Genomic DNA, 15,963 nt, shown 5'->3' with positions numbered 1-15,963 from the left:
CACGGGTCCACGGATATCGGGCCTACCGCGAATGCGCCGTGTTGTGTGCCTTGAACGCCGCGCGAAGGCTTAGTGCCTCTGGACTGGCGCTGCCCAGCTTGGTGTCCCCGTTCTGCGATCCCCACGCGTAGGCAAAGTCAAACACGGGATTGGGAGCGTAGGTTGCCCAGCGCGCGAATATCTGGTTGGCCTGGTCCGGTGTCGGCAGTTTATAAACGTCTCTGACCCCGCCGGTATAGGTCCTCCAGTTGCCGCCGCCAAAGGCTTGGAACACAGGCACGATCTTGTTGAGCGGGATGCCCGCGGCAACGGCTGCCTCGACCGTCCTGTCGATGAAGTCCAAATCGAAAATCTTGCCGCGTACCGGATACGGATCGAGGCCGAAGAGATCGATCCCGGTGTTGGCGGGATTGAAGGTGTTCATGAAGTGGGGGGCTTCAAAAGACCCCATGTCCATCAGCGTGACGAACGTCACGGCCCCGGGCACATTGGCCTTGATCCAGTCAGCCTCGGCTTTGAGGGCTGCCGGGCTGACTGCCGGGGAGTGGTACTTGCCGGTGATGTCAGGCTCGTCACAGAGGCGAAAGCCGAACAGCTTCGGGTTGCCGATGAACGGCTTGACCTTGGCGATGAAACGCGGCGTGACGCCGCTGCTCTCGTCAAGCCAGATCAGCCCCTTCATCCCGGGAGGAAGCGCATTGAGTTGCTCGACATATTGCACGTCAGCGAGGTTGAAGCCCGCGGCCGCGATTGCAGCAGCCGAACCGCCAGAGGTGTAATGCAGGGTTATGCCATTCTCCTCTGCTGACAGTTTGGCTTGGCCATAAATCAATAGAATGAGCAGGGCTGAGACGCACAGGATGCCCATGCGAGCAATCATCGAGCCGCCGAAAAAAATCAGCCTGTAGGCGTTCGCAATGGCAGGTTTCATTATACAGCCACCCATCTATCGATACATTGAAGCAGAGACGTGCCGTCGCTCATCTGGGCAGTCCAGGCAGTTCGACAACATCGACCTTCTGATGAGTGTCTTCAGGCGAGCGAGGTCGCGACTGATGCGAGGTCCAGGATCGTCGCTGTAGTCGCCCTCGAGTGTGAAGGATGTAGGCGTCGGCTGGTGTGCGAATGCAATGAACGTAAGCTCTAGTTCGGCTACACCGTCGCCCAGCGGCACATCCCCCTCGACCGACAAAGCATCCTTAAGGTGGACGTCCGGCGAGGCGACGTCAGCAAGTCGCGCCCAATTGGAGGCCGCAGAATGCCCGTAGATAGCGGGATTTCCCGTGTCGAACTGTACGCAGATGCCCGGCTGGCCAACAGCTTGAAGAATCTGGAGGGTTCTTTCGGAGTCAAGCCCGCTTTCGTATGCCAAAGTAATCCCTGCGGCTTGGGCGGGACCAAGCGCGAAACGCAGCACTTCAGCCGTTCTAGCCATGTCCCGCGACGTCCGAACGAGGCTCTGGCGAAAACCCGGAATGATGATCCTGGGCACCCGCAGACGGTCCGCCACTCTAATTGCATGCAAGATACTTCGCCGGACTTCCAATGCTTCCTGGCTGCCCTTTGGCGCGGTCAGGCCGAGATCGTTGAGCCGATTGACTGCAAGGGCGGTGATCGGAAGCGCGAAACGGCGTGACGTTGTGTCGAACGCCGCCAGTATTCCGATATCTGTGAGATCGGGACCGCGGTTCGGGCCACCCAAGTCGACGTGAACGTGATCGAGATGCGCAGCGGCGGCGGTTTCAAAGCCGGTCAGGCCCCGATCGCCCACCTTCCACAGCGCAACCCCGATCTGTGGTCGATAGCTACTCTGTGAGACAGTCAAAGGCGCGTTACTCGTCAACGGACGTTCCCCTCAAGTTCGCCACCTCCGAAAGTCGATCCCAAGCTTGGTCCAGGATCTAACCGGCGGATAGCCGACAGCGTCGCGTAATGTATGGATAGCTTCCTCCGGGTTTGTCACGATCGTAAGAAGCGGCCGATAGGTATTGGGGCGGGCGCTGAGTTCGAGCATTGCCCGTGTCAGCATCGCGTTGGAAGAACCGCGGTGCCCCGTGATCGCCACCCGCTTGTGGCCGATAGTTGTCTGGCATTGCTCGGCAAGCGGCCAACCGACACGTCCGCCGGTATTTCGCGCGCGGATCTCGCTGAGATTGACCCCGGGCAGACGCGGGTCCCGACCCTCAGAGGGGAGACCTCCGAAGAGATGGAGGATGCCGCCGTCGCACAAGGAGTCTAGCCCGATACTGAGGGCGGCCGCTACATCCTGGCGCGAGGAACATAGGATCACAGTGTCGAATGCTCCGTTCTCAACACCGGCCGTCTCTTTCGTCCCTATGACGACTACGTCCCGAACCGACGCGCAGGCAGTTTTGAGCGCAATACGAAGCAGTTGGCCGATCGTACCTCGTCCCACCACCAATACACGGATCGGCTCCGCGACCCGCTTGAGAATGCCTCCGCAAGTTAGGACGGATGCGAGCGGCTCAGCGAGAATAGCGAGATCGGCAGCCAGTTCCGCGGGCGACGAAACGACCAAGGACCGCAACCGAGCAGGCACGAGGAAGCGCTGCTGCATCATCCCGTCGAGAGTATGGCCAAGTTCAGCGGTGCCCCAGTCAGGCGTTGGATTCACCGCAATCGTCGCACCTAGCCAGCGTTGATCCGCTTTCGCGGCCACTTCCTCGACAACCGCTACGCCCTCATGGCCAAGGATCCGGGCTGGATCGTCGCGCACGCCGCGTAGAATCTGGAGGTCGGTCCCGCAGACGCCGGCAATGAGGGTCCGGCAGACAAAATCGCCCGGTAGCGCCACGGGTGTCCGGACCTGCTCCAGTCTTGGGGCACCCATGCCCGACGGCCGCACAAGAGCGAGGTGCGACTTCGATCCGGTCAAGCTGATCCGATCACCGGAAAACATGGATGCTTCGCCCCTCATCCGCCATTTCGGCGAGATGGCCAGCACCGATAAGTCCAGACAGGTCCCCCGGCGCGACGACACGGAGCCGGCGGGCGAAATAGGACGAATCGCATTCAGTGATCTGGAACAATCCATGGTCGCGGAATTGCCGATCAAGGCTGGCCGAATAGGCCGGTTCGAGTGCATCCACGACACCCCCGGTGAGAACAATTGAATCGAGTAGCGGATCGTGCGTCAGGAGCGCCGAGAAAATAGTTGCCAGCGGTCGCGTGATCGTAGCGAGGACGTCTAAGGCGAGGGCATCAGCGGCCGCCACCCCACGCGAGAACGCCGCGAGTATGGCATCATCGTCACCGTCGCGTGCTGCGGCCATCGTCGAGGCTGCCAGCGCGTCCGGGGAACGGGCTGACAACTCGCGCAGCAGTTTCAACACGCCGCGTCCGGACGAATAGGCGTTCAGATGGTCGCATCCACCGCAATCGCAGGTAAACTTAAGACGCGTGCCGCGGAAGAAAGCCTCTACTTTGATATGGCCAATTTCGCCCTGTATCCCGTGTACGGGATCGACCGGCACGCCGCCTCGCGCGAAATCGTAGAGCCTCGCCCCGATCCCGGTGCTCACCGTGACGAACAAGATACGCGAATGGCTCCCCGGATCGCAGGTCTGTATGTAGGATGCCAGTCCAGCGGTCACGTCATTCGCGATCGTCCAGCGGGTGTCCAGCCGACGGCGTGTCAACGCCGCCTGGAGCTCGAAGGGTCCTGATCTCGGGCCCCAGAGTGGGCCAGATTGCAGCACACGACCGCTGCGAGCATTCAAGGGTGCTCCAAGTGAGATGCCGGCATGATCTATCGCGGTTCCGCTCTCCAGTTGCAGACGCTCAGTCTCGGCCACCAGATAGTCGGCCAACGCTTCCTGGAGTTCGACGGGGCTGTGGTGGGCCGTGTTAAGGTAGTTGATCGCAGGTCGTCGCTTTACTGGACCCAGCCTTCCATTTGTCCACAGCGCCGAACGAAAATGCGTGCCGCCGATATCAAAGACAGCAATGTCCTTATTGATCATTGCGGGCCTCGCACGGTTGGCGGATTGCCGGCAGCATCGCGCCAGGTCCGGAAAATTCGCGCAGCTGCAGTCTGAACTTTGTCGGAAGGCGTGATCCGATCGGCCTCAAGCGCTGCGCCGATCGTATACGGCGTAGGATCGGCGAGCGCTGCCAGGCACAATCGTTCGTGATGTTCGAACGCCGCGAGCCAGTCGCGGAATGGACCGTTGGCTGGTTCGGATTCAAGAATATCGATGCGATCACCGAGGACGCGGACTCGTCGCTCGTGAACGAGAGGTCCATCCACTGCGACGTTTATGGTGGCATCGTAGCCCTGCGCTCCGACGCGTGCGGCGACGAGCGGCACGACAGCTTGCGCATACCAAGGCATATCACGCTTTGCTATTTGCGCCGGGCACTGTGTAGGATCTGCGATAAGATCCTTGGCAATCGCATCTCGCAGAGATATCAGCGCGACCGCCCGACCCTTGTTGTGCGAAGCCCCGCCGTCGAAAAGAGCGAAGTATTTCGTGGATATTGCGCCAAGGCGAAGAATATCGTCCCGGTACTTCTGCGTTGCGCTATCTGGGGCCAACCGGAGGACGCGCTGCAGGAGATCCTCCCCGTCACGGGTCCTGGCGATGGGGATAAAGCCTCTGTGATTGAGGCCCTCGTAACTCCAGCAAAGTTCGGTCGGATCGATGCGCAGCGCCCGCGCGAAAGCCTGGAGCGTGGCAAGGGGAAGCTCGCAGATGCCGACCGCAGCCAAGCCGCGGCGGAGCATCATGGCCGTCGTCAGGCTCAGCGGGTTGATCATGTTCACGACGAAGGCACCGGGACATATTGCCTTCATGCGGATCGCGAGATCGTCTACCGGCCGTATTTGACGGAAGGCAGAGAGCAGGCCGCAGGGTCCCAACGTTTCGTCAGCTATGCATCCCAGCTCGCTTGCGAAGAGTTCGTCATCGGCCCTCGCCTCAAGCCCGCCGAAGCGCGTCTGGACAACGACGATCTCCGCATCGGCCAGGGCCGCATCGAGGTCCGTCGTGGATATGACCGACGTTCCGAATGCTCCCAGCCGGTGCCGGGCATAATGTGCAACCGCATCAACGTTTTGCACGTTGCGCCCTTGGAGGACTAATACCCACTCGCCCAGCCGGTGGCTTAACGCCTTGCTTCCCTCAATCGCATCGACGAGCGCTACCGTGAAGGGCGAGCTCCCGCCAAGGACGCAGACCCGCGTCATCAGTACGTCCGGGACGAGCCGACGATCGCGGTAACGTAGGCGATCTCCCCGTCGGGCATGCACGGCCGAATCGGCAGCGCCAGCAGTTCGCCGGCAAGCGCCTCAGCATGAACTGAAATTCGGTCCGGACTTGGCCTTGAAAGGAAAGGCCCTACGCTCATTGCAGGCCAATCCTGGCAGGATTTCCCCCAACAGGAAGTTCCACCCCATATTGAGCCGAACCGCTATTGGAAACAGCTTCCTGCCAGCTCCGAGCGCGCAAATAGCTGAGAACCTCGGGTATCAATCCCGGCGGACACTGATCTTCCCGCTTGAGGAAGCGATAGCGGCCAAGGTCGGTCGGCACCACCATATTTATATTGCCACCTCGATGCTTGGCGGCGGCCCGGAACGACCTCGAAACCAAGTCTTCGTTCAGATGCTCGTGCCAGATCGGCAAGCCAACTGCCACCAACAGATCCACTATGCGCAGGGCCGTTTGCTCCCTGAGCCAACCGAGGTGCCAACCGAGAACACTGGAAAAAGCGAGGTCGATCGCGACGGCAAAGCCGTGGTGGAGCTCGTAATGGGTCGAAGCTTCAAGCGGATGGGCGATCGTGTGACCCAGATCTACCGCCCTCTCGTAGGATGTAATCTCGAAGGGGTTCTTCGAAAGCTCTCCCAGCATGGCGGCGATGGCGCGCTGGATGGGCTCGTGAGCCAACGAGTCGCCGTTTCGGACCCAGGACTGCAGCCCACCTCCGCGAATCTCTTCGATCATCCGGAAGAGATCTGTGTCGGAGGTGCAGGCGACCTTGATCATCTCGGCCACCCCCTGCCTGACCGTATCGACGCCCAGGGTCTTGAGTAATGACGGGATCACCGCGACAGCTTCCGGTGGGTGGAAACAACCAAGGTAGTTCTTGCCTTCTCCGAAATTGACGCCACCCTTCAGTCCGATTCCGGCATCCACCTGCCCAATCAAGGTGGTGGGGATGCGAAGGTGAGACAAACTCCGGCGTAGCATCGAAGCCGCCAGCGTAACGATATCTGAGCAGACGCCACCCCCGATTGCCACCAACGCACCCCGGCGATCGATCTCGGCGTCTGAGGCTGCGCGACAAACGGTCAACACGGATTTCATGGTCTTCGTCCGCTCGGTGCAGTTCAACACGAGCCAGGACGGCTTCAAACCGACACTTGCGAAGGCTGCACGGATTTCGTTTCCATAGAGCCTCTCGACAGTAGGAGTGGTGACCGCCAGCACAGTCCGATTACGAGCATGGGCCTCGATCCACCCGCAGAAATCCGACGAGTGCAGACCCTCAAACAGGGTGACATTGAAGGTGTGGTCACTGGAAGACCGGAGGGAAAGCTGCTCTTGGCTGGGTATCCACATGATCGAGCCCGATGTTCGGGCAGAACAACTCACCGGCATGCTTGAGAGCAACCCATCAAAAGTCGTTCCGCATTCTCTACCCGTATACTGTGTAGGAATTTATTAGGCTTCATCCGTTCGACCGATGCGCCAGGTCGTTGGGAAGTGAACTTACAACTAGCAAGCACGGCCGTGAGCCTGAGAGCCTGCGCTTTTTAATGAAAGACTGACAAAACCTTTGTCGCATGTAAGATCACATATCGTCACAGCAAGGACTGCTTTTCTGGCCGCGCTGGCTGGCATTCTCCTGCTAACCCTTTCGCCTGGGTGGTTTTTGCAGATGTTTGGCATCGCCATCACCCTTGGTCATGACAAACTCAATCACGCGGCTGCGTTTGTCGTGCTGGCGACCATCGGATATTTTGCTTGGCCGGATCACAGGGCAAAGCTGACCGTGCTCCTCATTCTGACCGCCGCTGCGATCGAAGTTCTTCAAGGCTTGCAAACGATCGGGCGCTATCGGGATGCTTGGGACTGGGTTGCCGGCTGTGTCGGCATGGCATGTGGGCTGCAAATCGCGAGCAACGACAGCAGCTTCCAGACGGGCGCGAGGTGTTCGTGAACGGCGGATTTGCACAGCTTTGAGCCTGCGGGCGCGAGGCGTCGCTGGGACAAAGTGGAGAGGCCACGCGCCAGATCTGCACAGGCAAGACCTCAACGCCTACTCGGTTGAGCATGATCCGCGTGGACGTCGAGCCTGCGGCGTTGCGGGGAGGACTTACTGGCGTGCCTCCCGCCAGTGGGGATAGGTGACATAGGCGGTGAGCGCGCCTTGCTCGTGCGAGCGGATCGTCACCTTCTGCCCTTTGGGCATATGGACGATCTCGCCCGGCCCTGCGGTGACGCTGCCTGACTTTCCGGACACCGAAAGCCGCCCCTCGAGGACGACCATCACATCATCGACGGCCATTGTCTCCTCAAGTGTCTGGTCCGGTCCATAGCGCCCGTACCCGATGGTGATCGGGGAGGCATGGCGCTGGTCGACCAGATTGCCCACAAACACGTCTCCGTCCTGTCCCGGGGAACGCTCCAGCACTGCGTCGGTGATGGTGAACTTGCGAACCTTCATGGGAATTGCTCCTCTAGCGGTGTGGTTGAGTGGCTAACTTGAACTCCTGCGTGTCAACGCGACGTCCTCAGCGCGGCCTTGGGATTGTCACGCCGCCATCCACCAGGATCGACTGTGACCCGTGATGTCAGGCCACTAGGCGTGACATAGAAGGTCGCATTCCAGGAATAGTTGAGCCACGGGTATGAGTCAGCCGATACTTGCCGGCGATCTGCAAGTATAGATGCAGGCAGAACACGTCTCGCGCCAACTGAGGCAGTCGAGGAGGGGCCACTTGTTGCTCATTTTCCCTGTCTCCATCCAGCATTCAGCCGGCACGCGACGTCGTTCGTGTCTTCTGCGATCGCCCCGGTCGCATATGGGCGATCGACTTGTCCGCACACCGGTCAGTCCGGAAGTGGAGTGTGCTCATCCCGGTCATTGGCGGGAAGATCGAAACGTCCCTTGCCCCAGTCCTCAGCGCGCCATTCGGCCTTGGCCTCTTCGATGCGCTCCCTGGATGAGGCGACGAAATTCCACCAGATGTAGCGGGGACCCGAAAGGGTCGAGCCGCCGAGGATCATCAGCCGCGCGCCTCTGTCGCCGGCCGCGACCGTGATCCTGTCGCCGGGGCGGAAGACCATCATCTGAGATGCCTCGTATTCCTGCCCGGCGATGGAGATCGAGCCTTCGACGATATAGATGCCCCGGTCCTCGTGATCGTGCGGCATCGGCAATCGGCTTCCTGCTTCGAGCGCCACGTCGGCATAGAACGTCTCCGAGTACATTGTCGCGGGGGCCTTCTCACCATAGGCCTCCCCGAGGATCAGCCGGACCGAGACGCCGCGATCCTCGATCACCGGGAGCGCCTCCTGGCCATAATGCTCGAACATGGGCGCCATGTCCTCGTGGCGGTCGGGCAGCGCAACCCAGGTCTGTATTCCGAACAGGCTGTTCGGACCGCTCCGGGCGGCCGAGGAAGTGCGCTCCGAATGGGTCACGCCGCGCCCGGCGACCATCCAGTTCAATTCGCCGGGACGGATGATCTGGTCTGCCCCGGTGCTGTCCCGGTGATGGAAGTCGCCGCGAAAGAGGTACGTAACGGTGCCGAGACCGGTATGCGGGTGCGGTCGGACATCTACGCCTTGCCCGGTCAGCAGCTCGGCCGGGCCGGCCTGATCGAAGAAGATGAACGGTCCGACCATCTGCCGCTTGGGTGCGGGCAGGGCGCGCCGAACCTCGAAGCCGCCCAGGTCTCGAGCGCGCGGGACGATGAGCGTTTCGATCGCGTCGAGGCCAACCTCATCGGGACAGCCCGGTTCGATTGCCGGGTTCCAACTCATGCGCCTCATCCTCTCTTGGGTTTCCGGGGGGCCTCGCCCATGCCGATGCGAATGCCCGATTTCGATTAATCCGGACCGCGCGAGCGGGAACAGCGCTTTCGGCCCGACGAATGCCTAAACTGGCGAGCGATCGTCTGCCCAACTAGTCCTGTGATACGTCAAGCTGTGTCGCAGTAAGTGGAACGTGCGGGCAATGTCGTCGAGCTCAGCGGCTCGCAGTAGAGCGACCGTCGAACGCGATTCTTTAATAAGGCTTCGCCCCGTTCGTGTTTTAACGGTCGAGACCCCAAACGTCCGGATTTCGTGCGAAGTACTCGATCAGCATCTCGGTGAGGACCCGGACTTTCCGTGTGGGGTGCTTACCCGGCGGTCGGACGACATACGCGCCTGCCGAAGGTGGGGGATAGCGTGTCATAATCGGAACGAGCGCTCCGGAGGTCACATGGTCATACGTGATGCAATCAGGGAGCCAAGCGATGCCGAGCCCTGCCGCCGCGGCGGCGGCGAGCGCCGTGGCGTTGTCAGCCTTGAACCTGCCCTGCGGCTGAACCGTGACGATCTTGTCGCCATCCATGAACTGCCAGGCTTCCGTTCCTTGCATGAGGGCCTGGTGGTTGACGAGCTGCTCTACCGTCTCAGGTGAACCGTGCGCTTTGATGTAATCCGGGCTTGCGACAAGCTTTCCATAGATCGGCCCGACACGTCTGGCGATCAGGTTGGAGTCCTGAAGGTAACCGACCCGGATCGCGCAATCGAAACCTTCGGCGATCAGATCGACGAAGCGATCGCTGTAGGAGGTATGGATGTGGAGCTGCGGGTGGTGTTGCGCCATTTCCGCAAGCACGGGGGCGAAGTGGGTCGGGCCGAAAGAAAGCGGCATGGCAACCCTCAGGCGGCCGCGCAACTCACCGCTGGGCAGGATCGTTTCCCTGGCCGTATCGATCTCGGCGCTGGCTCGGGCCGCATGGTCTCTGAACGTGATTCCCGCTTCCGTGAGCGCGGCGCCGCGGGTCGTTCGTGCAAGAAGCTGGACGCCAAGCTCCGCTTCAACCCGAAAGAGCCGCCGACTGACGATTGACTTGGAGACGCCGAGCCGGCGCGCGGCGGCCGATACGCCCCCTGCATCGGCCACTGCGACGAACGTCTGTAGATCTTCGATGTCCAATTCGGCGTTCCTCGTTTCGCGACACAGCTTGCCTGACTATGGCACTACCGCATCACCAAAAGGAACAGCAAATTGCGTCAGGCAACGTCGCCCGCTGGCGCATGTCTCCCGTAAACCCATCGCCGTCCATAGCGGCAGAGAAAGGAAGTCCTGATGACCCCTCGTAACGGCCTCGATTCGCTTCTTCGTCCTGAAGACTCGGTCCTCGTTCTGATCGACCACCAGCCCTATCAGCTCGCAAGCCTGAACAGCCACGATCCGCACATGGTGGTCAACAACACGACCGCGCTGGCGAAGCTAGCAAAAGCCTTCAATGTTCCGACCATTCTCACCAGCGTGATCGCGGCGCGCGGTGGACTTCTCTTTAAGCAGATCACCGACGTATTTCCGGACCAGGAAGTCATCGATCGCACCTGGGTGAACACCTGGCAGGACGAGAATGTGGTGAACGTCGTCAAGGCGACCGGCCGCAAGCAGCTGATCATCGCCGGCCTGTGGACCGAGGTCTGCGTCGCAATGCCTGTGATCCAGGCCGCCGGCGAAGGCTGGGACGTGACCGTGATCACCGACGCGTCGGGCGGGATTTCGACGGAGTCTCACGAAGTTGCCATCCAGCGAATGATCGCGGCCGGCGCGAACGTGATGACCGTGATGGCGCTCGCTGGCGAATGGCAACGCGATTGGGCGCGCACCGAGCATGTCGAGGAGCTGACCGAGATTCTCATCCAGCACTTCGGCGGCAGCGGCATCGCGTATCTTTGGGAGCAGCAGCTCCTCAACACGCCAGTGCCGAGCGAAGGCTGATCCCGGCCGGGATGGCGAGCACTTCGGTGAGGGTCGGGATCGATCCGTTTTGCCGGCCTCGCCATCCTCGCCCTTCTGGCTTCAACCTACGTGGTCGTGAAGCTCGTGGTTCTCGGCGGCTATGCGCCCGGAGCCTGGCACGTCGTCCGACTGCTCCGCAAGCCACCAGAGCTTGCGAGGCGCGGACGGATGTTGACGACCGGCAAGTGGTCGATGGTAGCGGCTGCTTGCATAACCGATTGATCTTATTTGCCCGACCTGGGACATAGGTGACGTTTTGTACCGGACACATGGGTAACACTTTTGGCTTTCGGCCGGAGGTGTTGATGCCGTGGAGAGAGTGTTCGGTGATGGAGGAACGTCTACGCTTCGTGGCCCGTCTTCTGGACGGCGAAGGCATGAGCGATGTGTGCCGGGAATTCGGGATTTCGCGCAAGACCGGTTACAAGATCTTCAACCGCTACAAGGATGATGGCCTGGAGGCGCTCACCGACCGCTCGCGGCGGCCGGTGCGCTACGCCAACCAGTTGCCCAATCAGATCGAGCGGACGATCGTGGCAACCAAGAAGCAGGCGGCCGTCGCCAGCCCCCTCCGGGGGGAGGTCAACTTTCGAGTTTGGAAAATGCCCCTGGAACCGCTTCGGGGTCATGCGCAGATTTCTCGAATTTTCAGGGGAAATTTTACATGACCATGCCGGCACCACCCGTTGACCTCAATAGGCAAGAGCGCAAGGCGTTCAAGATCCTAGCGCAACGCCTTACAGATCGCGGTGTTGACGCTCTCGCAAGGGCAGGTTTGATCGCCGAAGTCGTGCGCATGGAAGCCCGCTTGACCTATTTGCGGGAAGCCGAAAAGTCGGCCGAAAATGGCTCGAAAATGGCAGCAACGCGAGCACTCAATGTGGCGACCGCCGAATTGCGCCGGATCACTGTCGAACTGTTCCGCGGTGCCGCCAAGGTCGACGCCGCAGTGCCGATCCAGGTGGCGGCAGCCTTGACCATCAATGATGCTGACGAGGCCTGGCGGCGGCATCTTCATTGGGGCGACAAGAGCTTCCACGACGGATTGGAAGCCAAGTTCGGCCGGCCGTCGTGGTCGGCGTTGCTATACAGAACGGAGGCCGAATGCGTCGGCGTCAACCGCTTGTTGGACAAATACCGGCCGCGCTGCATCCCCAGCACTGACCTCGACGAGCTGTACCGCGAGATCGGCCTCCCTCCGCCTGGACCACGCAACGGCGCCGCCGTCGCACGCGGCGAGGAGGTCGACACATGACGCCGATCGAATTTCTTGGATCGCAACATCGACGGACGATTTCACCTTCACGCTCTCGACCTCGAAGACCTTTGTCGGTGGGGCGATCAGCTTCGGACCCTAGTGTCCGGCCATCATGACCAGATCGCCGGTCTTGGCCGCTTGAACACTTCTCTGCCTGTTGCCTCGATCGCTTCGCCGACTGCCAGTTCGAGCGCGTAGATGGTCTTTTGAAGGGGCAGGGTCGAGCGCGGCTTGCGGCCTTTCGTTACATCCTCTTCGATCACGAGCTCATACCGAATCCGGACGAGGTCATTGTTGAGCGCGCTTGATCGGATGAACTCTTCGGCTTTGACGGACAACCGCAGGCCGTAGCTTTTGCAGCAGTCCAGCATCTCACCCCAGTTGTGTCGGAAATCTTGGATCTTCTCCAGGTCCTGGCTGTTCAGGCGCAGGAATGCCCGGAGGAAATGTTCGAGAGCCTGGTAGTACAGAAAGCGCCGCGGGTGATCCGTCAAGTGCGGGAGAACGACCACGTTCTCAAGCGCATCAGCTGTCGCCCGATAGTTTTGAGCCATCACGTACATGCCGAATGGCGTCACGCCGACGCCATAGACAACCTTCGGCTTTTTCGGAGCGGCATCCCCCATCGTAAGGAGGATGCCGCCATTAGCTCGCTAGGGCAAGCCGGGTCACCGTCGGCCAATTGATATTTTCGGCATGTCGTCGCCTTCGCCTTGCACTAGGAATTCGCAAAGCGCGCCCATCAGCCACTCAGTGTTCACGCGATCGAGCAAAAGCTCGACCGTATCGTCGTCGTCTGTGATCAACTCCAATGTGCCTCGCAGCGGCTTGCGTGAAGTCACCGCAACGTCGCCATCCTGATATTCAACAAATTTGGGCATAGCCTCTTTCCAATACCATTGGGGCTGCGGACGCGCGTGAGCGGGACCTCGAGCCTGTTGATGTTTAAGAAGAGTTGTGCTGGGCAGCCGTGCTGCTCGTTGTCTACGACGTAAGGGCTCCCCCATCGTCGGCTATCACGCGGCTTGAACCATGGTGCCTAGGGCCGCTTCTCTCAAGGCACGCAGCAAGAATCATCTAACCTGCTCGGACAGTCAAGAGGTCATCATCTGGAAGCGCGTCCTATGTGAATCCACCGCTAAATGGCTTAGCTTCCAGTCCAAAGCGGGAGGGTTGGCCATGGCTGACGACGAGCATGTGAAGGCGAATCGATCAGGCGGGATCCGAGCGGTCAACGACCTGGTGACAAAGAAATTCCGAACCGGCAGCGGCTTGGTCCACGCTCTCGAGAGTATGGAAAATACTGGCCTTTGGCGAATCAAATGGCATTATGTCCACGGGACACCAGATTTCGGCATCGTGGTGGAATACCTTGGCGACGATTAGCCGAAAGTGAACGCGAGAGGCCCATCTTGCGCGACAGCGATCTAACCGAGCGGCCCGGCCGCGGTTTCACCCCATGGAAGGAAGGCACCGGCGAGCTCGATATTGAGAGAATCTGGTGGACGGCAAGGGTCTTGCACTTCGCCAAGCTGAACGTTTCATGCTGGTTCGACGGCTCGGATCTCGTCGGAATCGAGCATTGGGGCTTTCGCCGGGCCCAATGGTGCATGAAGCTGAAGCCGGCCGACTGGCGGCCTTTGCCCGAGGTCTACAGGCTGGCGCGAGAGCAGGAACAGCAGGCCGCGATAGAAAGGTTCCGCGCTGGAGCGCAGGCGCGGGCAATGGAGCGGCTAATTCAGGCCAGCAAGAGGCGCCAGGACGCGCGAGGCGCTTCGGCGATGTAAGACAGCGGTCAGCACGAACGCGCGCTGGTGGCTTCCAGGCGTCACTGCAAGTTCGAGCGTAGACAATCAATCCCGATCTGCACTTCGAACAAAGAAATCGCAATTTGCTTATCCTGTTCCCCGTCCCTGAATGGTTCGAAGTACGCCAAGCCCAATATATGCTGGGCAAGAGACTTATGCTCGGCACGGATTCCTTCCGTGGAGTTGTCGATAACCTCTGACATTTTCGCCGCGGCAAACATATTGGTCATCATCTCCTTTGGGTGGAGGCGCTGATCCATTATAGTTCGGGCGATCTCGCGTGCGGCGTCGCAGTATTCGACCAAGGTTTCAGCACGGCTAGGCGAGATGATCGCCAACGCACTGGTAATTGCCAGTAGGAGGCCGGCGCCATTTCGCATCGTCATTCCCCCAGTAGTTGAGCGTGACGCAACTGGCAGGCGCACGCAAGCCGTCATGCTACCATGTCGCGGTTTTTCGCAGCTATGCTTCGCCACGCTTGAGCTTTTCCCAGTGCGCGAGATGCGCATCCCTGCCTTCCAGCTTCTCACCGTGAAGTATGTAGTGCTGAATGAATGTGCATTTCATAACGAATGCCATTCTGATCGTTTTGGGATTGTGATCCTTAATATCGGGCCATATGTCCGAAATGACGACCTTGCACGCATCCTGCAACTCCGGAACTTGCAAGGAAATTGGCTGTCGAGAATGCGCGCAAGCGTTACGGCTTTCGCGAACAAGATCGATCAGCTTGCGGTAGGGCTTATCAACAATGCCCATTGCATATGCCATCAATATTTTGCGTGAGAACGTCGATATCGGGCCGTCTTGTTCAAACACAAATTTGCGCGCCGGCTCGTCAGCCTGGAGCGTCGGTAGTCTCTCCAGAATTTTCAATTCGAGCATGTCTTCGACATTTGTTGCGGCCAGAATGATTGCTCCTCTGTCGCTTTCATTGTCGAGGTCGCGGACGGCTATCCTCGCGTCTTCTTCCTCGTCGCCGCGGAAGCGGAGTTTCGCGTACTTTTTGAGATTGGTCAGATATGCAGGCTGAGAAACCATCGGAGTTGTCACCCAAAATTGGTAGATCGTCCTACATCTCGTTGTTTTCGATGATGCCAGCCTCGCCGTCGCGCAACTGAGCGCCCGGCGCTGACACCTTCTTAAGCCTCACCCCGGCTCCGCCACCGTTCTCGGCGATGAACTCGATTCGCCCCTTAGTCATCATTGCTGGCGTCCATGTCACGGCTGTTTGATGCAGAACAGACGCAGATGGCGGCCGCCCGTGAGGCATGTTGCTACAATCCTGCCGTTTGCATCTGGTTGGAGTGCCGGACCACTCGCTGAGATGCTTCGGCCGGCATCAGAGAAGCAGTATGCGCTCAGCAGGAGTTCGCCAGCATCGCACGATGCATCAGCGCTCACCGCGTCAACGATCCGATATGCCGAGCCGGCTGCCTCTTGTGGTGAGTCACCGCAGCCCGTCAGGATTGCGGCCGCAAGCAATATCGCGGACAGCGGGATGGTCGATCGCCCTTTACACATCATCCTCACCGACGATCCCGCCCTCATTTTCCAGCCTTTCGATCGCCCTTGGTGGCGGGCTTTTTATTCGTCCATCGGAACTCGACGATTCCAATCGCGGATTGCTATTGCGGGCTCAACTTCGTCGCACTGCATCACACTGCAAAGAGAGCAAGAAATGCGTGCCACATTCCATACATATCGATTTCCCGGAGGGCTAACATTGCGGGAAATCACAGCGTCGCCGCCGCAGAAGGGGCAGGGTTTTAATATCGGCTCTTCCATGTCGCATCCATGTCGCGTGGACCTGCCGATAGTCGCAGGAAACCCTTGGAAATCAACGGTAGTGGTTTGCAACATGGCGCGACATGAAGATAGCGGTTTAGC

General features: G+C 59.8%; 19 protein-coding genes and 2 pseudogenes. 6 read left to right on the top strand and 15 right to left on the bottom strand.

Translation table 11 applies throughout. The features are described 5' to 3' along the window. Window positions 1-22: 22 nt before the first annotated feature. The 6 genes from EOC94_RS21395 to EOC94_RS21370 all read right to left on the bottom strand — a co-directional run bounded on the left by EOC94_RS21395 (window position 23) and on the right by EOC94_RS21370 (window position 6,587). Window positions 23-931, bottom strand: a complete 909-nt coding sequence (locus EOC94_RS21395) for a hypothetical protein (RefSeq protein ID WP_245465617.1) — start codon at window positions 929-931, stop codon at window positions 23-25. 15 nt (window positions 932-946) lie between these two features. After that, window positions 947-1,843, bottom strand: coding sequence for a TIM barrel protein (locus tag EOC94_RS21390; RefSeq protein ID WP_095484141.1), 897 nt, complete (start codon window positions 1,841-1,843; stop codon window positions 947-949). 12 nt (window positions 1,844-1,855) lie between these two features. After that, window positions 1,856-2,965 (bottom strand): alcohol dehydrogenase catalytic domain-containing protein, encoded by a 1,110-nt coding sequence (locus tag EOC94_RS21385; RefSeq protein WP_245329793.1) that lies wholly within the window; start codon window positions 2,963-2,965, stop codon window positions 1,856-1,858. Then, the gene (locus EOC94_RS21380) at window positions 2,907-3,983 is read right to left on the bottom strand and encodes an ROK family protein (protein ID WP_127293270.1); all 1,077 of its coding nucleotides are present in this window, start codon (window positions 3,981-3,983) and stop codon (window positions 2,907-2,909) included. The genes EOC94_RS21385 and EOC94_RS21380 overlap by 59 nt, the downstream gene beginning before the upstream one ends. After that, window positions 3,980-5,209, bottom strand: a complete 1,230-nt coding sequence (locus EOC94_RS21375) for a 6-phospho-beta-glucosidase (RefSeq protein WP_127293267.1) — start codon at window positions 5,207-5,209, stop codon at window positions 3,980-3,982. Before EOC94_RS21375 ends, EOC94_RS21380 begins: the two co-directional genes overlap by 4 nt. Window positions 5,210-5,366: 157 nt before the next feature. After that, window positions 5,367-6,587, bottom strand: a complete 1,221-nt coding sequence (locus EOC94_RS21370) for a sedoheptulose 7-phosphate cyclase (RefSeq protein ID WP_127293265.1) — start codon at window positions 6,585-6,587, stop codon at window positions 5,367-5,369. A 319-nt stretch (window positions 6,588-6,906) separates the two neighbouring features. Here EOC94_RS21370 and EOC94_RS21365 point away from each other — a divergent pair, with 319 nt between their 5' ends. Continuing rightward, window positions 6,907-7,188, top strand: a complete 282-nt coding sequence (locus tag EOC94_RS21365; RefSeq protein ID WP_127293263.1) for a hypothetical protein — start codon at window positions 6,907-6,909, stop codon at window positions 7,186-7,188. A 156-nt stretch (window positions 7,189-7,344) separates the two neighbouring features. Here the strand turns inward: EOC94_RS21365 and EOC94_RS21360 are convergent, their stop codons facing one another. The 4 genes and pseudogenes from EOC94_RS21360 to EOC94_RS21345 form a co-directional block, all read right to left on the bottom strand. Continuing rightward, entirely contained in the window at window positions 7,345-7,695 is a 351-nt protein-coding gene (locus EOC94_RS21360; protein WP_095484146.1) for an ethanolamine utilization protein, read from the bottom strand. A 122-nt stretch (window positions 7,696-7,817) separates the two neighbouring features. Continuing rightward, window positions 7,818-7,980, bottom strand: a pseudogene (locus tag EOC94_RS34615) (DUF5996 family protein); the annotation flags it as partial. 101 nt (window positions 7,981-8,081) lie between these two features. Continuing rightward, a complete protein-coding gene (locus EOC94_RS21350) occupies window positions 8,082-9,017 on the bottom strand; it encodes a pirin family protein (protein WP_095484147.1) in 936 nt (311 codons plus the stop codon). Window positions 9,018-9,288: 271 nt separating this feature from the next. Then, window positions 9,289-10,182: a LysR family transcriptional regulator gene (locus EOC94_RS21345; protein ID WP_127293261.1), complete on the bottom strand. Its 894-nt coding sequence runs from the start codon at window positions 10,180-10,182 to the stop codon at window positions 9,289-9,291. A gap of 153 nt (window positions 10,183-10,335) precedes the next feature. On the opposite strand from EOC94_RS21345, the gene EOC94_RS21340 reads away from it, so the two are divergent. The 3 genes and pseudogenes from EOC94_RS21340 (at window position 10,336) to EOC94_RS21325 (ending at window position 12,262) form a co-directional block, all read left to right on the top strand. Beyond that, window positions 10,336-10,986: a hydrolase gene (locus EOC94_RS21340; RefSeq protein WP_127293259.1), complete on the top strand. Its 651-nt coding sequence runs from the start codon at window positions 10,336-10,338 to the stop codon at window positions 10,984-10,986. 326 nt (window positions 10,987-11,312) lie between these two features. Further along, window positions 11,313-11,555 (top strand): annotated as a pseudogene (locus EOC94_RS21330) (helix-turn-helix domain-containing protein); the annotation flags it as partial. A 116-nt stretch (window positions 11,556-11,671) separates the two neighbouring features. Next, a complete protein-coding gene (locus EOC94_RS21325) occupies window positions 11,672-12,262 on the top strand; it encodes a hypothetical protein (protein WP_127293257.1) in 591 nt (196 codons plus the stop codon). Between the two features lie 113 nt (window positions 12,263-12,375). Here EOC94_RS21325 and EOC94_RS21320 read toward each other — a convergent pair whose 3' ends face one another. Then, on the bottom strand, window positions 12,376-12,891 hold the full coding sequence (locus EOC94_RS21320; RefSeq protein WP_127293255.1) for a hypothetical protein: 516 nt from the start codon (window positions 12,889-12,891) through the stop codon (window positions 12,376-12,378). Between the two features lie 42 nt (window positions 12,892-12,933). Then, window positions 12,934-13,146 carry a hypothetical protein gene (locus EOC94_RS21315; protein WP_127293253.1) on the bottom strand — a complete coding sequence of 71 codons (213 nt, stop codon included), beginning with the start codon at window positions 13,144-13,146 and terminating at the stop codon, window positions 12,934-12,936. Window positions 13,147-13,444: 298 nt separating this feature from the next. Here EOC94_RS21315 and EOC94_RS21310 point away from each other — a divergent pair, with 298 nt between their 5' ends. Next, window positions 13,445-13,651, top strand: a complete 207-nt coding sequence (locus tag EOC94_RS21310) for a hypothetical protein (RefSeq protein ID WP_127293251.1) — start codon at window positions 13,445-13,447, stop codon at window positions 13,649-13,651. A gap of 26 nt (window positions 13,652-13,677) precedes the next feature. Beyond that, entirely contained in the window at window positions 13,678-14,052 is a 375-nt protein-coding gene (locus tag EOC94_RS21305; protein ID WP_127293249.1) for a hypothetical protein, read from the top strand. Window positions 14,053-14,093: 41 nt separating this feature from the next. Here EOC94_RS21305 and EOC94_RS21300 read toward each other — a convergent pair whose 3' ends face one another. From EOC94_RS21300 to EOC94_RS35090, 3 genes are all read right to left on the bottom strand, one after another. Then, window positions 14,094-14,453 carry a hypothetical protein gene (locus EOC94_RS21300; protein WP_127293247.1) on the bottom strand — a complete coding sequence of 120 codons (360 nt, stop codon included), beginning with the start codon at window positions 14,451-14,453 and terminating at the stop codon, window positions 14,094-14,096. 82 nt (window positions 14,454-14,535) lie between these two features. Further along, complete coding sequence (locus tag EOC94_RS21295; protein WP_127293245.1) at window positions 14,536-15,114, bottom strand: hypothetical protein; 579 nt, start codon at window positions 15,112-15,114, stop codon at window positions 14,536-14,538. A gap of 31 nt (window positions 15,115-15,145) precedes the next feature. Further along, window positions 15,146-15,280, bottom strand: a complete 135-nt coding sequence (locus EOC94_RS35090) for a hypothetical protein (protein WP_281032975.1) — start codon at window positions 15,278-15,280, stop codon at window positions 15,146-15,148. Between the last annotated feature and the right edge of the window lie 683 nt (window positions 15,281-15,963).

Origin of the sequence: Mesorhizobium sp. M6A.T.Ce.TU.016.01.1.1, assembly GCF_003997065.1 — a bacterium.
Taxonomy (GTDB): domain Bacteria; phylum Pseudomonadota; class Alphaproteobacteria; order Rhizobiales; family Rhizobiaceae; genus Mesorhizobium; species Mesorhizobium mediterraneum.
This window is presented reverse-complemented; position numbering and strand designations above follow the sequence as displayed.

Coding starts and splice junctions, on each gene's coding strand:
- EOC94_RS21395 (WP_245465617.1), bottom strand. CDS start 931: ATGAAACCTGCCATTGCGAACGCCTACAGGCTGATTTTTTTCGGCGGC.
- EOC94_RS21380 (WP_127293270.1), bottom strand. CDS start 3,983: ATGATCAATAAGGACATTGCTGTCTTTGATATCGGCGGCACGCATTTT.
- EOC94_RS21375 (WP_127293267.1), bottom strand. CDS start 5,209: ATGACGCGGGTCTGCGTCCTTGGCGGGAGCTCGCCCTTCACGGTAGCG.
- EOC94_RS21370 (WP_127293265.1), bottom strand. CDS start 6,587: ATGTGGATACCCAGCCAAGAGCAGCTTTCCCTCCGGTCTTCCAGTGAC.
- EOC94_RS21365 (WP_127293263.1), top strand. CDS start 6,907: ATGTTTGGCATCGCCATCACCCTTGGTCATGACAAACTCAATCACGCG.
- EOC94_RS21360 (WP_095484146.1), bottom strand. CDS start 7,695: ATGAAGGTTCGCAAGTTCACCATCACCGACGCAGTGCTGGAGCGTTCC.
- EOC94_RS21350 (WP_095484147.1), bottom strand. CDS start 9,017: ATGAGTTGGAACCCGGCAATCGAACCGGGCTGTCCCGATGAGGTTGGC.
- EOC94_RS21340 (WP_127293259.1), top strand. CDS start 10,336: ATGACCCCTCGTAACGGCCTCGATTCGCTTCTTCGTCCTGAAGACTCG.
- EOC94_RS21325 (WP_127293257.1), top strand. CDS start 11,672: ATGACCATGCCGGCACCACCCGTTGACCTCAATAGGCAAGAGCGCAAG.
- EOC94_RS21320 (WP_127293255.1), bottom strand. CDS start 12,891: ATGGGGGATGCCGCTCCGAAAAAGCCGAAGGTTGTCTATGGCGTCGGC.
- EOC94_RS21315 (WP_127293253.1), bottom strand. CDS start 13,146: ATGCCCAAATTTGTTGAATATCAGGATGGCGACGTTGCGGTGACTTCA.
- EOC94_RS21310 (WP_127293251.1), top strand. CDS start 13,445: ATGGCTGACGACGAGCATGTGAAGGCGAATCGATCAGGCGGGATCCGA.
- EOC94_RS21300 (WP_127293247.1), bottom strand. CDS start 14,453: ATGCGAAATGGCGCCGGCCTCCTACTGGCAATTACCAGTGCGTTGGCG.
- EOC94_RS21295 (WP_127293245.1), bottom strand. CDS start 15,114: ATGGTTTCTCAGCCTGCATATCTGACCAATCTCAAAAAGTACGCGAAA.
- EOC94_RS35090 (WP_281032975.1), bottom strand. CDS start 15,280: ATGATGACTAAGGGGCGAATCGAGTTCATCGCCGAGAACGGTGGCGGA.